Source organism: Mesorhizobium alhagi CCNWXJ12-2, assembly GCF_000236565.1.
Taxonomy (GTDB): Bacteria; Pseudomonadota; Alphaproteobacteria; order Rhizobiales; family Rhizobiaceae; genus Allomesorhizobium; species Allomesorhizobium alhagi.
Window position 1 is genome coordinate 17441 of the sequence record NZ_AHAM01000301.1, and the last position, 13589, is coordinate 31029.

General features: G+C 61.5%; 13 protein-coding genes. 3 read left to right on the plus strand and 10 right to left on the minus strand.

What is annotated here, in order from left to right:
- Positions 1–349: 349 nt before the first annotated feature.
- Together MAXJ12_RS31510 and MAXJ12_RS31520 are read right to left on the minus strand one after the other, a co-directional pair.
- Positions 350–1165, minus strand: a complete 816-nt coding sequence (locus MAXJ12_RS31510; protein WP_040589111.1) for a class I SAM-dependent methyltransferase — start codon at positions 1163–1165, stop codon at positions 350–352.
- 391 nt (positions 1166–1556) lie between these two features.
- The gene (locus MAXJ12_RS31520) at positions 1557–2048 is read right to left on the minus strand and encodes a hypothetical protein (RefSeq protein WP_008840258.1); all 492 of its coding nucleotides are present in this window, start codon (positions 2046–2048) and stop codon (positions 1557–1559) included.
- A 453-nt stretch (positions 2049–2501) separates the two neighbouring features.
- On the opposite strand from MAXJ12_RS31520, the gene MAXJ12_RS38105 reads away from it, so the two are divergent.
- From MAXJ12_RS38105 to MAXJ12_RS31530, 3 genes are all read left to right on the plus strand, one after another.
- Entirely contained in the window at positions 2502–2609 is a 108-nt protein-coding gene (locus MAXJ12_RS38105; RefSeq protein WP_008840259.1) for an SHOCT domain-containing protein, read from the plus strand.
- A 147-nt stretch (positions 2610–2756) separates the two neighbouring features.
- The gene (locus tag MAXJ12_RS31525; RefSeq protein ID WP_008840260.1) at positions 2757–3485 is read left to right on the plus strand and encodes a lipase family protein; all 729 of its coding nucleotides are present in this window, start codon (positions 2757–2759) and stop codon (positions 3483–3485) included.
- Positions 3486–3588: 103 nt separating this feature from the next.
- On the plus strand, positions 3589–4875 hold the full coding sequence (locus MAXJ12_RS31530; protein WP_008840261.1) for an alpha/beta hydrolase: 1287 nt from the start codon (positions 3589–3591) through the stop codon (positions 4873–4875).
- 93 nt (positions 4876–4968) lie between these two features.
- Here the strand turns inward: MAXJ12_RS31530 and MAXJ12_RS31535 are convergent, their stop codons facing one another.
- From MAXJ12_RS31535 to MAXJ12_RS31570, 8 genes are all read right to left on the minus strand, one after another.
- A complete protein-coding gene (locus MAXJ12_RS31535; protein WP_008840262.1) occupies positions 4969–5553 on the minus strand; it encodes a DUF308 domain-containing protein in 585 nt (194 codons plus the stop codon).
- A 212-nt stretch (positions 5554–5765) separates the two neighbouring features.
- Positions 5766–6806, minus strand: coding sequence for an AI-2E family transporter (locus MAXJ12_RS31540; RefSeq protein ID WP_008840263.1), 1041 nt, complete (start codon positions 6804–6806; stop codon positions 5766–5768).
- Between the two features lie 56 nt (positions 6807–6862).
- The gene (locus MAXJ12_RS31545) at positions 6863–7225 is read right to left on the minus strand and encodes a Kazal-type serine protease inhibitor domain-containing protein (protein ID WP_040589097.1); all 363 of its coding nucleotides are present in this window, start codon (positions 7223–7225) and stop codon (positions 6863–6865) included.
- An 81-nt stretch (positions 7226–7306) separates the two neighbouring features.
- Positions 7307–7684 (minus strand): SHOCT domain-containing protein, encoded by a 378-nt coding sequence (locus MAXJ12_RS31550; RefSeq protein ID WP_008840265.1) that lies wholly within the window; start codon positions 7682–7684, stop codon positions 7307–7309.
- A gap of 94 nt (positions 7685–7778) precedes the next feature.
- Entirely contained in the window at positions 7779–9611 is a 1833-nt protein-coding gene (locus tag MAXJ12_RS31555) for an SLC13 family permease (protein ID WP_008840266.1), read from the minus strand.
- Positions 9612–9695: 84 nt separating this feature from the next.
- The gene (locus tag MAXJ12_RS31560; RefSeq protein ID WP_008840267.1) at positions 9696–10904 is read right to left on the minus strand and encodes a M20/M25/M40 family metallo-hydrolase; all 1209 of its coding nucleotides are present in this window, start codon (positions 10902–10904) and stop codon (positions 9696–9698) included.
- A gap of 52 nt (positions 10905–10956) precedes the next feature.
- On the minus strand, positions 10957–12507 hold the full coding sequence (locus MAXJ12_RS31565) for an AbgT family transporter (RefSeq protein ID WP_008840268.1): 1551 nt from the start codon (positions 12505–12507) through the stop codon (positions 10957–10959).
- A 222-nt stretch (positions 12508–12729) separates the two neighbouring features.
- Positions 12730–13287, minus strand: coding sequence for a hypothetical protein (locus tag MAXJ12_RS31570; RefSeq protein ID WP_139044154.1), 558 nt, complete (start codon positions 13285–13287; stop codon positions 12730–12732).
- Positions 13288–13589 lie beyond the last annotated feature (302 nt).

Below are 13589 nucleotides of genomic sequence, written 5' to 3' on the forward strand. Positions count from 1 at the left end.
GCAGAGTTTACATGACTACCGGGCAGTAAGAAACGATCTCAAGGTTGCTTCTCACGCCGCCGCGCTCCGCAAGGCTTGATGGAGGGGGCGCCGGGGCCCCTCTGGCACGAGTTTTGCTGCCCCGTCGGGGGCCGGAAGCAGCCGTCCCCAATTGGAGCTAAAGGAAGCGGCCGTTCAGCCGACGACCGTCAGTCAGTCGGCGGCGGGCCAAATGAACGGCTCGATTGAGCCATTCGTTGCCGCTGCTCGGCCTGCGAGATTCTTCTCTCGCAACCTTTTGCCAAGTTCTGCACCAGTGATCGGATCAACGCGCTGCGCGCCAGTACGCAGTTATCGCGGTCAGCCTTGCTCAGCTCGGTTTATGATCAGTGACGCGGCCCTTTATGGCCCATGCGCGCGCCGCAAGAAGGATCTCGCCATCCGGGCCCTTGGGGAGTCGGTTACAGATGGCTTGCCGAAGCTGTTCGCGAGCCCGTTCATCCAGCGACATGCAATATTTCGGCGCCGAGCCGGTCCCGCCAAGGAACGGCGTCCAGTAGTCGTCGAAGCCGTCGAATGCGGTTGTGATGTCGATTTTGCGTACCTCCACGTCGGCGACACCGGAGTGTTCGAAAAGTTCTGCCAGTGGATCCGGCCGGCATATAGGCGCCTTTACGCCATCATCGAACTCGCGGGCCTTAGGATCCAGAGCTATAGCGACATCAAAGAACGTGCGCATTATCTGCATGTGGCCAGCGTAGTCCCAGACATAAAGCGCGACCACTCCGCCCGGTCGAACCATGCGGACCATTTCTCTGGCCGCTGCGGCTTTGTCGGGAAGGAAGTTGAGAACAAGACCCGAGACAGCAACATCGAAGGTGTTGTCGTCCGCCGGAATCGCCTGCGCGTCTGCCTGCCTAAAAGACGCTCGAGGGTCGTTTAGCTGAGATTGTGCGGTTTGAAGAAACGCAGCCGAGCTATCGATTGCGACTACCCGCGATGGATCGCAGGATTTGAGTACAGCGGATGTAAGCACGCCCGTTCCGCACCCGATGTCAATCCAGCTTTCTCCCGACGGCGCGCCGAGCCAGTCGGTGAAGAGGGGAGCGACCTTCCGGCTCCACCGGCCCATGTATCGCTCGTATGCAATACCTCCGCCCCAGAGATCTGGCTGGTCTGTCCGCATCTCAGGCGCCTCCATCTTGTCGCAGAAGATACAACGTTTCTCGCCTTGCAGCCAGAGTAGCCCATCCCGCGCAGCGGGTCGTTCTCGGAGCGGAGTAGCAGGAAACGGCTGTTCGCAGACGATTTATTGCGAACGTTCCGAAGCTCATGCAAGTTGAGGGAATGAGCTCTCAGCGCACCCGCAAAAGAGCCAGCATGGTGCCACCAACCTCTGGAACATTGACAGGGCTCCGTCGGTCAATGTGATCTCGAGTTCACGCAGTGTTGCGCGCATGACGGCGTGGCGGCGATCCGGGCCTATCTGCAAGAATGCCTGGGAGGTGTAGAGAAGCCCTTCCTTCGCCATCTTTGCCAGGTGAGGACCATAAGCGGTCGGCAGCGTGCCGATGCCGTCAGGTGTCGAGCGAACGATGGCGATCTTGTGGAGGATCTCGAGCAACGGCCGCTCTCTGCGCCCGGGAAGGCGGCTCGCGCAGCCAGGACAGCTTTGTCTGACGGGCATGTGTCTTGATGACGAGCAGCGCACCCAGTTGATGACGGTGGCCTTCGTCCAGCAATGAGCAGACTTTGGCCACCATCATGCCCTTGGCCGCATGCATTGCCGATGCCGCCAGACGCTCGACACAGCGGCACGAGAAAAGGCACGGCCTCTTGATGAGGCCGTCGCAACCGTCACCAGCTGGGACGCACTCGCACGCGCGACGGCAGCGGCAAGAGCGCTTTCCGGATTGGGCGGCAAGGACAACCTCATCCCGCTTCTTCGCGATCAGCATGCGCGGGTTCGCAAATTTGCCGCTCCCCTTCTTGCGACCTTCTCTATTGAAGGCAGCGGCCAGCATACGGCCCTTGAACGTGACGAACTCCCCGGAACAAGGAGCCTTCATCCCTCGTCGCCATTACCGAAGGTTTGCGACAGAACCCTCCAAGGTGGATTTCGCAGAGCCGTCGGGATCTATGGCACGAAAACTTTAAGCGGCCCCGGCAACTCCCAACGAGGACCGAGCGGCGGGTTGCGACTAAGAGGCGAGAAGCCGACGATGGACCCGGGACGGCCTTCAATAACGTCCCAATCTTCCGCATTGGGTGTATCGTCCGGTTGGGGTTAGCGCATCGCTGAGCGCGGAGAGGAGACCATCCGACAGGCGAGAAAAGGGAATGGTTTTCAGACGAAACAAGCCTGGCATCATCGGCCGTGCAGCCACCACCGTCGACGCACTGCGCTGATCACCGCGACGGCGACGACTGTCGCGGGCAACAGGGCCTCCAGGGCCAGTGCAACTCCGGCCGATCCCACGCCGGCCGCGACACCGGTCGAGGCGACGCCGAAAGCTGCCGGCGTGACCGACGAGGCAATCGCCAAGATCCAGAAGCTCGCCGAGATGAACAAGGCCGGCATTCTTACGGACGACGAATTCGCGAAGCAGAAGGCCCGCCTGCTGGGCTGACGACCAAGGAGACCTCGAACCCTGTTGCACTGCAGCGTGAAGGACGACGATCGCGTATTTGGCGAAATTGCGCGATCAAGCCAAACAGCCGACGCGACCGCTTCTGCCGCCGCTTGAGGTTGCCGGTCGGTCGGACTAACCTTGTCCATGCGCTACGTCATGGCACTCCTGTTTTCATTGGTTGCGCAGGTCGCCCTGGCGCAGGACTGCGTGGTGCTGATCCACGGGCTGTCGCGTACGGATATTTCTTTCCTCCTTTTGGAAGAGACGTTGAGCGCTGTCGACTTCAAGGTCGTCAATGAAACCTATCCCTCGACCGATGCCCCGATCGACAGATTGCTGGCGAATGTCGACACGTCGGTGGCGATGTGCGGCGATGCCGGCAAGGTCCACTTCGTCACCCACTCGCTGGGCGGCATCGTGCTCCGGGCGTGGCTGCTGCAGAGCCGGCCCGACAACCTTGGCCGCGTCGTCATGCTCGGACCGCCCAACCGGGGATCGGAGGTGGTGGACGCGCTCGGCGACCTCAGGATCTTCGAATTCTTCAACGGCCCCGCCGGGCTGCAACTCGGCACTGGCCCAGACAGCGTCCCCAACACGCTCGGCCCCGCCGATTTCGAGCTGGGTATTATCGCCGGCGACCGCTCGGTCAATCCGATCCTGTCGACCATGTTCAAGGGTCCGAACGACGGCAAGGTTTCAGTGGAGAGCACCAGGCTCGAAGGCATGGCCGACCACATCGTTCTGCCGACGACCCACACATTCATGATGAACAACCCGCTGGTGATCGCGCAGGTTTTGAACTTCCTGCGCGACGGGCGCTTCGATCACGATCTGACGCTTCGCGAATTGTTCCTGCGCGCCGTCAGAGACTGAGACCAATGGCAACCGATTGCGAGTCGTGTTTCACCAGCTTGCGGACATTACCGGAAGGACCCTGCCTGCCGGGCAATGTGCTAGACAGGTTCGAGGGAAGAACATGGTTCGCTTCATCATCATCCTTGGCTTGGCTGTCATCGGCATCACCGTCGCGTTGGCGTTTTACCACCCGCCGATGCGGCTGATGCCGGCCCCGGAAGCGTTCCTCGACGGGGATGTGAATGCCTTCTCCGCCAATCCGGCCCTGGCGGTGGACCCCAGGATCCCGCTTTTCTATACGACCAACCGCCTGCCGGTAGGCCCGCGCAGCAACCGGCTCTACGCGGTGGTGCCGGGGCGCGACATGCATATGGGCGTGGCGACGATCAGGATCGGCGAAGAAGGCACGACATGGGACCGGATCTACGCCTGGTCCACTGGCGCAAGCGACGACCGCCGTCCCTTTCTCAACCTCGAGAACCTGAACGAACAGGCAATATTCGAGACCGGAGAACCGCTTACGGCGGAGGCGCGGGCCTGGTTCGCCGACGTCAATGCCGTGCTGATGCGAAGCCGCGACAAGGACATCATCATCTATGTCCACGGAGCCAACACCACCGTCGAGCGCGCCGCCGGACAGGCTGCGCAGCTGCATCATTTCACCGGGCGCAATTCGGTCGTTGTGCTTTTCGCCTGGCCGACCGCCGAGAATTTCCTGCGCTATTCCAGGGATATGATCACCGCCTTTGGCGCAGCACCACACCTGGCGAAGCTGATCGAACTGCTGGCCGAAAACACCGATGCCGAGAAGATCGACGTTTTCACCTACAGCGCCGGCGGCACAGTGGGCAGCGACGCCTTGACCATGGTCGGGCGCGACCCCGAACAGCCGGATGCACAATCGCTCCGGATCGGCGAGGTCTATCACGCCGCGCCGGACGCGGATTTCCGAAACTTCGTCGACGACATGCGCGACTACGCCGACGACGTGCAGCGGATTACGGTCGCCGTGAACATGAACGACAGCGCGCTCAGGCTGTCGCAGGTAGTCAACCGCGCGTCTCGCGCCGGACGGCCCGACATGCAGGAGCTCAGCCCGGAAGCCACCGACTGGTTGCTTCAGGCAGCGACGGATTACGGCCTCGAAGTGCTGCGGGTGCGGCCGGAGAATATACCGGGCCTGTCGAATCGGTCCCACACTTTCTGGTATGACGATCCATGGGTGAGCAGCGACGTGCTGATCACGCTCCTCTTCCACCTGCCGCCGGACGAGCGCGGACTGGCGATGGGCGAAGGTCCTTCCGGACCCCATTACTGGACGTTCATGCCCGACTATCCCGAACAACTCGCGAAGGTGATGGCTAGATTGCGGCAGGAGGGCGAGGTTCCGCCTGCAACGGCCCAGTGACATATGGGCGAGAGAGCGTGGCGAAGCGGGATGAGCGTTGTTGCGGCGTGTCCGCAGGGCGAGAAGACCTCCGAAAGCAGTGCCAGAACGAACTTACCCTTCAGTCGCCGCGCGCATTGGCCAGGCGCGGTAGAACAGGAGCAGCGCGTAGAGGATCATCAGCGCCGTGACGATGCGGACAAGAACGACGGCGCTGGAAAGCGGAATGAACAGCAGGGCCAGGCCGAACACGATGTAGAGCCCGCCGCCGATCATCGCAGGCCACAGCCTGGAGCCGCGCTCACGGTCGATGAAGCCGGATAGAAATTCCATTGTCCCGACGAGGACGGCAAGCAATCCCACCAGGCTCGTCATGACGCCCGGGCTGAAGATGCCGAGCAGCACCGGGCTGAACAGCACGATCAGGCCGGCCGCTATCGAGAGGCAGTTGCGCACGAGTTCAAACCAGAAAAGGTTGCTTCTCGGGCCTGAGAATTTCATCGCCGCCAAGCCCAGCGCACCGTCGATCAGCAGCAGGCCGCCACCCGCCAGGACCAGGAACCTGACCGCCTGGAAGGGATAGATGAAGGCAAGCAGCGCCGCCACCGCCATAAGCAGGCCGCGCAATGCCGTCAGTACGGCATCGCACTCGCCGAGAGAGGGCCTTGGGCGCACGGTCGAAGCACCGGCTGCCGTCATCGCCTAGCCTGACGCGACATGAACCTCAAATATGGTCATTGGCACTGCCCGAAAGGATAACATTCTTTCCTGTCTTCACAAGTCGCGGGTGGGGCGGCTAGCCGCACCACTACAGCAACCTGCCGACGATTCAGGCACCCCCCGGCAGGCCTAGATGCTATGGTCTATTTCGGTGAGCGTAACTGGGGGAATGGCTAGGCGCGCCGGCAGGTTTACCGGGGTCCGGCGCTGTCGGGCGGCCCACCCGACAGGAGCACCGCGATCCAGCGGCTGGACGGGTCCTGCGCGCAGTAGACGATGAATACCATCAGCATCGGCACCCCGAGGAACGCGCCCGGGATGCCCCACATGAAGCTCCAGAAGAAGACCGCGAAAATGACCGCGAACGGCGAGATCTTCAGGGACGCTCCGGTGATAAGCGGTTCCAGATAGCTGCCGATGATGAACTGGATGATGTTGAGGCCGATGAACACCACCACCGCCATCTGCCAGGATTCGAACTGGGCGATCGCGAACAGCGTCGGAAACACCGTGGCGATCAGCGGCCCGAGAAACGGAATGTAGTTGAGCGCGAAGGCGATTGCGCCCCAGGCGGCCGCCAGTTCGAGCCCCGCGGCAAGCGCGAATATCCAGACGACGAGCCCGGTCAGCACGCTGGCGAAGCTGCGCACCGCCATGTAGCGGCGCAGTTTGCCGGAGATCTCGCGGATGGCGTGCAGGATTTTTTCGCCCTGCGGCTGGGCTCCGGGCAGTCGCAGCCGCCGGGTGAAATCGTCGACCTCGAGCAGGCCGAGCATGACGAAAATGAACACCAGGACCAGGAAGCCGGCGAAGCCGTTGAGCCTGAGCACTATGCGCTGCGTGGCGCGAACCAGCCACATCACGTCGAAACGGTCGGCGAGCGGACCGGCGATCGCGAAACCGTGCAGCTCCAGCCAGTCGGCCCAGCTGACATAGATTTCCTGGTAACGCCCCGCATTGACGAACAGCCATTGGCCGAGCTTGCCGAGGCCCCAGGCGATCGACGAGCCGACCATCAGGATCACCAGTATGGTCAGGGTCAGCGTGATGAGCAGCGCCAGCAGCTCCGGTATCCACCTCTTGAGCGCCCGCTGCAGCGGCCAGACCAGCGCGATGGCGAAAAGAGAGACGACCAGAGGCACCAGTATCGACTGGGCGAGATATAGCAGGGCGAGGACGAGGATGCCCGTCGACAGACGGCCGATCGGTCGGCTGGCGTTCATCTCGGTCATGCCCCGCCTTCAAACTGCGTCATCGAAACCCTGCCTAGCAGTTGGCGTGACCGCCATCACCGGCAGGGGCCGGAATGGACGATCACGTAACCCTCGATGCGCGCCAGGCAGCTGTTGGTGAAGGTGCGCAGCCTTCCAGCGCGGCTGGCGCAGACTCTGGCGATCTCGCGCGTGCATTGGTGGATCGGGCGGCATTGGCCTCGGGCGATGACGCGGAAGCCTTCTGATTGCGCAAGGCAGGCATTGGCGAAGCTGCGCTGCCGGTCGCCACGCTGCCCGCAGACCGGGTCGTGCTGCATCGTGCATCTTTGTGGGCCAGGGGCAGGTCGGGGCTGCTCAACCACGACGGTGCAGGCGGAGACGATGCCAAGGGTAAGCAGGAGGGTTGCTGCGGAGGGGGAAAGGACGCGTCGGATCATGATAGTCTCCCTACGATTTCGGGTGCGGACAGCCGCCCGCTGTGAGCCGTCCCGCCAAATCGTCACACGTGCTGGCTTCGATCAGACCAGTTTAGCGCGAAGCCTGCTATGCTCCGCGGCGGTAATGGCACCGGAAGCTTTAAGCTTGTTCAGCTTTTCGATCTCGTCAGCGGCGCTGAACCCCACAACGTCACGCAAATGATCGCGCGCTGCCTTGGCATCGGCCTCGCTGCGCTCCGCCATGCCACGGCTTTGTGACACCAGATATGCGAAAACGCCGATATACGGCAGCACAATCAGCAGGACCACCCAGATCAGCTTGCCGAAACCGGAAACGTCACCACGGCGGAACAAGTCGCCGAAAACCGTGATCAGAAGCCAAAACCACAGTATAAACATGAAAACTACGAAGACATCCACGAGGAAGTTCGAGAAGGTAAATCCGCCATCAAAGAACATTGTTCTTCTCCATCAGTCATAAGGATTCAAATTCGGACCGAGCGCTTTTCGGTTTCTCGTCAACCCACTGACCCCTTCTACCGCCCCGCGGTGTTCAAAACCGCCAGATCAGCGGCACGATGAAGACTGCCACGACGAAGAACCAGGCCAACAGCGGCAATCCGAGCTTCCAGTAGTCGCCGAAGGCATAGCCGCCCGGCCCCATCACCATGAGGTTGGTGGGCGTTGCGATGGGAGTCAGGAACGCGCCGGCCGCAGCCACCGCCGTACTCATCAGAACCGGCAGGGGCGAAATGTCCATTGCTGTGGCGGCAGCAACCCCGATCGGAATGACGATCAGCGCGGTCGCGGTATTGCTGATGAGTTGTCCCATGATCGCGGTCAGCACGAACAGGCCCGCCAGCAGGGCAATTGGACCGGCCTCGCCGACAATATCGACAAGGTGCTCGGCCATGAGCCTTGCCGCGCCTGTTTCGATCATCGCAGTGGACAGCGGCATCAGGGCCCCAACCAGGATAACCGTTGTCCAGTCAACGGCGCGATAGGACTGTTGGATGGTCATGATACCCGTGAGCACGATCGCGCCGGCGGCGAGCAGTCCGGCCACCGCGGGCGGAACGATGCCCGTGGCAAGCAGAACAACCATCGCAACCAGAATAACCATGGCTTGGCGTGCGCCCGGCCCAAGTGCGACGGCTTGGCGGCGCACCAGTTCGGGAGAATTGACGACCAGAACGTCGGGATCGTTGAGATGAATGTCGAGGGCCTTCCAGGTTCCCTGCAACAACATCGTGTCGCCGGACTGCAGCTTGATCCCGCCTGTATCCCGGGCTGTTTGCTTGGCGGCAATATCCTCTTTACCGCGCAGCACGGCCAGAATGATCAAATCGCCGCTCTCGGTGACCATGCCGGGAAACACAGTCTGGCCGATCAGACCAGAACGCGGCGGGATGATAACCTCGGCGAGGCCGGAGCGGCGATTGAACAGCGTCTCTTCGCCGTGACCGAACGCGGCGTCTTCACGAAATGAAAGGTACTTCTCCCCAGCGAAGGCAGCTGCCGCCGACGCGTCGCCACGGACCAGCAAATGATCCCCCTCGGCGACGACAGGCTTGCGAAGGGGACCGGCCGTTTCGCCTTCCTGGACGGTGACAAGCTGCAGTCCCGGATAATCGGAGAGGTCGATCGCCTGCGGCTTCACGCCGACAAAGGGCGAGTTCGCACGCACGCGCATCATGTAGACGCCGCTTACCAGGCCATATTGCTCGACCAGCGTCCTGGCGTGGCGGCTGAAATCCGCAGGCATGGTCTCGCCGTTGCGCTCGGGAAGCAGCTGCTTTCCGACGAGTATGATAATCGCCATGGTTCCCGCCAGCAGCGGCGCTCCGACAAACGCGAACTCGAAAAAGCCGAACTCGCCAAAGCCGGCGTCGCTCGCGGCGTCCGACACCAACACATTGACGGGCGATCCGGTCAGCGCGAGCTTCGACCCTGCATGTGCGGAAAAAACCATCGGCATCAGAAGTTGCGAGGAGTTCAGCTTGAGCCGGATCGCGATGACGACCACCACCGGAAGCAGGGCTGCGACTGCGCCATTGACGCTGATCAGCGCGGTGAGCAGCGCGACCAGGCTCATGGTCAGCATCAGCAGGCGCGTCCGGCTTTCTCCCGCTTCGCGGATCAGAAGCTGGCCTGCCCAGGCGGTTACGCCGGTAACCTCGAGTCCGGTGCTGACAATGAACAGCGAAGCGATGAAGATGACGGCCGGATCACCGAAGCCGCCGAGCGCTTGGCCGATCGTCACGACACCGGTTGCCCATAGCGCCAATGCGACCATCATCGATACGATGACCACATGCACTCTGTTCGACACAAACAGGACGACGGCGATGGCAATGATCGCGCCAGTGTAGGCTATAGGGCTCAATCGCTCAGCTCCGTATGCATCTTGCTGACCACACCGGTTCCGAAGCTGCTTCGAAAGGTCGGTCAGCCGTGCGCGTCTGCGCTATCATTGGCCCTCCAGCGTTGCCATGAGCAGCCCGAGTCGGCAGCCCTCCTCGTATTCCGCGAGATTCACATATTCTTTGATCGTATGGATCTCGGCCTGGCCGGAGCCGATGGTGATTGTGGGAATTCCGTGCTTGTCCAGCCAGTTGGCATCCAGGCCGCCATTGGAGAACAGGAGGGCCGGCTCGATGCCCAGCATGGCGAGCGCCCTGGTGGCGCGCTTCACGACCGGAGTGTCTTCTTTCAGCTTGAAGGGAGGATAGGACGTCACGTGGCTGAACTTGACCTCGGCGGTGTCCCCTTCATGATCGGCAACCGCCGCCTTGGCCTTGGCGAAGGCTTCCTTGTAGCCTTCGGCGATCCTGGTGGCGAAGGCCGCCTCGGGGCTGCGCGCCTCGCCGCGGATATAGGCGTAGTCGGTGACGACATTGGTCGCGTCGCCGGCGGCGACCTTGCCGTCCTTGCCGCCGAAGATGCCGACATTGCTGGTGCCGCGCCCATCCGGCTTGACGACCTTGCCGAACCAGCCGGCGCTCCGCGCCTCGGCCAGCGCGATGGCTCCGACCATCGTTGCCGAGATGCCCTTTTCCGGCGCAACGCCGGCATGGGAGGCCCTGCCCTTGATCTCGACCTCCCAGTTCTCCTGCCCGACCGCGCCGACGATCAGTTCCGAGGCGCGCATGCCGTCGACATTGATGCACATGACCGGCCCACCCAGATCCGCCGGGTTCAACTCTCGGGCGCCGTGCAGCCCGCTTTCTTCGCGGACTGTGAACAGCAGGGTTATCGGCGGATGCGGGAGCCTGTGCTTGACGAGCGTCTCGGCCACGACGACGAGCAGAGCGACGCCCGTGCGGGCATCGCCGCCCAGTGCTGTGGTGCCGTCGGAGACGATGCGGTCGCCCTCGCGCCGGGGCTTTGCGCCCGCGCAGAGCGGTACGGTGTCGAGATGGGTGGAGAACAGCAGATGCGGTCCCGGCCGCGTCCCCGGCAGATCGACGATGAGGTTGCCGGTTTCGGTCGGCAGGGGAATGCGCTTGTTGGCATCGTCGAAACGGATGGCCGAGGCCGGCACGCCGGCCTTCTTCAGCGCATCGCTGACCGCGGCCGCGATATTGGCCTCCTGGCCGGTCACGCCTTCGACCGAAAGGAACCGCATCAGATGCTCTTCGGCGGCCGCGACATCGAGTGAAATAGAGCTATCGCCCATGACATCCTCCGATGATTCAAATTTTCCGTCCGGGGTTGTGCGAGCCGGGCCGTCACAGACCCCAGGGCAAGCCCAGCGCCTTCCAGAGCGCAAAGAGAGCCGTCCAGAGAACAAATATCCACACGACATAGGGGAGCATCAGTGAAACGATCGTGCCAACGCCTGCCGACTTGTCGTATTTCTGGGCAAAGCCGACCACGAGCGCGAAATAGGCGTTGAGCGGCGTAATCGCGTTCATCGGCGAATCGCCGACGCGATAGGCCGCAAGCACAGCCTCCGGCTCGACGCCGAGCTTCATCAGCAACGGGACGAATACCGGCGCGAAGATCGCCCATTTCGCGATCGCCCCGGTCAGAAGCAGGTCGATGATCGCGACCACGACGATGAAGCCGAGGAGCAGCGGCAATGCGCCGATGTTGGCAGCCTGCAGGACGCCCGAAAGGCTGAGGGCCATGACAGTGCCAATATTGGTATAAGTGAAATAGGCGACGAACTGGCTCAGCACGAAAAACAGGAAGATCGTGCCGCCCATATTTTTGATCGACTTCTCGATCGCCCCGATCACCTCCGTCAGGGTGCGCAAGGTGCCCGCGCCGATACCGTAGGCCCAGCCGGTCACCAGGAACATGAGTACGATGAGCGTGATCAGGCCATTCATGAAGGGCGAACTGCCGATCAGCTCGCCGGTGGTGGGATCCCTCAGCGGTCCCCACGACGGTATCGTAAGAAAGCAGAATACCGCGATCAACCCGAGCAGCCCGAAGCCGGCAAAGCGCAAGCCGCGCGACTCCTGCTCGCCGAGCATGGCGCTCTGGTCGGTCGTGGTGCCCGCGGAGGCGTTTTCAGGATTATAGGCTCCGAGGCGCGGTGCAATCATGCGGTCGGTTATGAATGCGATGATGACCGTCAGAAACAACACCGATGCGATGGAAAACCAGAGGTTCGACGCTAGGCCGATCGATCTGTTGGGATCGACGAGATGAGCCGCGTCATTGGTGAATTCGACGAGCACGGTATCGAGCGGCTTGATCAGCATGTTGACCGTGAAAGCGCCTGCCACGGCGGCGAAGCCCAGCGCTAAGCCGGCCAAGGGATGCCTGCCGACAGCCAGATAGGCAATGCCGGCAAGAGGAATCAGGACCAGGTAGCCCGCATCGGCCGCTATGCTTGCCAATATGCCTACGAAGGCCAGAATATAGGTCAGCGCCCAGCGCGGAGACACCGCGACGAGCTTGTGGATCAGCGCGGTGACCAGCCCTGACTCCTCGGCGACACCAGCGCCGATCATGGCCGCGATCATCAGGCCAACCGCGGTAAAGGCCATGAAATTGGGAACGAGCGACTCGTACAGGAACCGAATGCCGTCGGCATTCAGCAGGCTGCGGATCGCTGTGCTCGCTTCCTCGATCTCATGCGTGTCAGGGTTGATGCGCTCGTACGTAACCGCCGTTCCAAATGCCCCTAGCACGGTCGACAACGCGATTACGATGGCAATCAGGATGAGAAAGATGATTACTGGGTGGGGAACCATGTTCCCCACTTTCTCGACGCCGTCGAGAAATCTCTGCATCAGGGTCTTCGGCGCAGCGTTCACGGTGGCCATTACTCGCCTCCCGCACAACTGTACCGTGACAGATGGCAGCCGCGGGCAATTGCTCCCAGCACCCTACTTCCCTTGCACAAATCATACAAGCCCAAAAGTTGCAACAAACAAGCAACCGATATTAACAACGTCCATTAATATTCCCAACTGCTAATATATATTCGGAACTGCGGTAGGTCGGTCTAATTAGACCGACCTATAGGGCGGACAATACCTGCGCCCTTATCTCGATTTGACGAGTCCCGAGAATCCCGCGATGGCCAGAAGGCTCAGTGCCCAGCCGATGACAGACTGGAAGAAGAAATAGTGCAGGACAACCCAGCCTATCGGCTTGGAAGAATCGGGCCTCCAGTATTCTCCCTGGCCCAGTTCCGTGACAGGAATGAGCGTATCGAGCGAATACATCCACGGGTGGGATTCGGGGTAGCTGGAGGCTTCGGGCTGGCTCAGGAAACAGGCCATTTGCGACTGGCCTATTTCGGCACGCCCGGCAATGACCTGCCCCGCCGACGGCATGTAGCGGCTGTCGGTTCGTTCGAGCGCAAACATTGTCCATTCAAGTGAACGAGAAACCACAGGGCTGTTGGGCTTGAGCGTGCCGCTGCGGTTGGCGAAGTCGAACACGGCAGCGCCGATCGCCCAAAAAAGGAAAAGCCAGACAAAGGCGTACAACGGTTGACGACCGTAGCGAACGGTTACAGCAAGTACTCCGTCGAATGTCGCCAATGCGATCCGCCACGCCGAGCTTCTTCGCAAGGCACGTTCGACGATCTCGGACAACGTGTTTAAACATACCTCGCCGCTCAGTTGGAAGCAGATCAACCATCGCCAGCAACCTCTGGATTGGAACAATGACGCCGAAACTCCGTTGAACAGGGTCGTTGTGGTCCCGGTCTTCCAGAGTATCTCCATCCGAACACCGGTGCAGCTACTCGAACTGGCAACCAGAGACATTTTTCGTCGGGCATCATATGTTATAGCGCAACAGTGCCATCGAATGTTATGGTTATGTACCGCCCAGATGGCAGTCGGGCACTTGGAAGAGCCGATCACGCTTTCGCCCGCGGGGAATAAGCGTCGTG

Bases quoted from the DNA above. Each gene is read 5' to 3' on its own strand.
- MAXJ12_RS31510 (WP_040589111.1), bottom strand. From the start codon at position 1,165: ATGCGGACAGACCAGCCAGATCTCTGGGGCGGAGGTATTGCATACGAG.
- MAXJ12_RS31520 (WP_008840258.1), bottom strand. From the start codon at position 2,048: ATGAAGGCTCCTTGTTCCGGGGAGTTCGTCACGTTCAAGGGCCGTATG.
- MAXJ12_RS31525 (WP_008840260.1), top strand. From the start codon at position 2,757: ATGCGCTACGTCATGGCACTCCTGTTTTCATTGGTTGCGCAGGTCGCC.
- MAXJ12_RS31530 (WP_008840261.1), top strand. From the start codon at position 3,589: ATGGTTCGCTTCATCATCATCCTTGGCTTGGCTGTCATCGGCATCACC.
- MAXJ12_RS31535 (WP_008840262.1), bottom strand. From the start codon at position 5,553: ATGACGGCAGCCGGTGCTTCGACCGTGCGCCCAAGGCCCTCTCTCGGC.
- MAXJ12_RS31540 (WP_008840263.1), bottom strand. From the start codon at position 6,806: ATGACCGAGATGAACGCCAGCCGACCGATCGGCCGTCTGTCGACGGGC.
- MAXJ12_RS31545 (WP_040589097.1), bottom strand. From the start codon at position 7,225: ATGATCCGACGCGTCCTTTCCCCCTCCGCAGCAACCCTCCTGCTTACC.
- MAXJ12_RS31550 (WP_008840265.1), bottom strand. From the start codon at position 7,684: ATGTTCTTTGATGGCGGATTTACCTTCTCGAACTTCCTCGTGGATGTC.
- MAXJ12_RS31560 (WP_008840267.1), bottom strand. From the start codon at position 10,904: ATGGGCGATAGCTCTATTTCACTCGATGTCGCGGCCGCCGAAGAGCAT.
- MAXJ12_RS31565 (WP_008840268.1), bottom strand. From the start codon at position 12,507: ATGGCCACCGTGAACGCTGCGCCGAAGACCCTGATGCAGAGATTTCTC.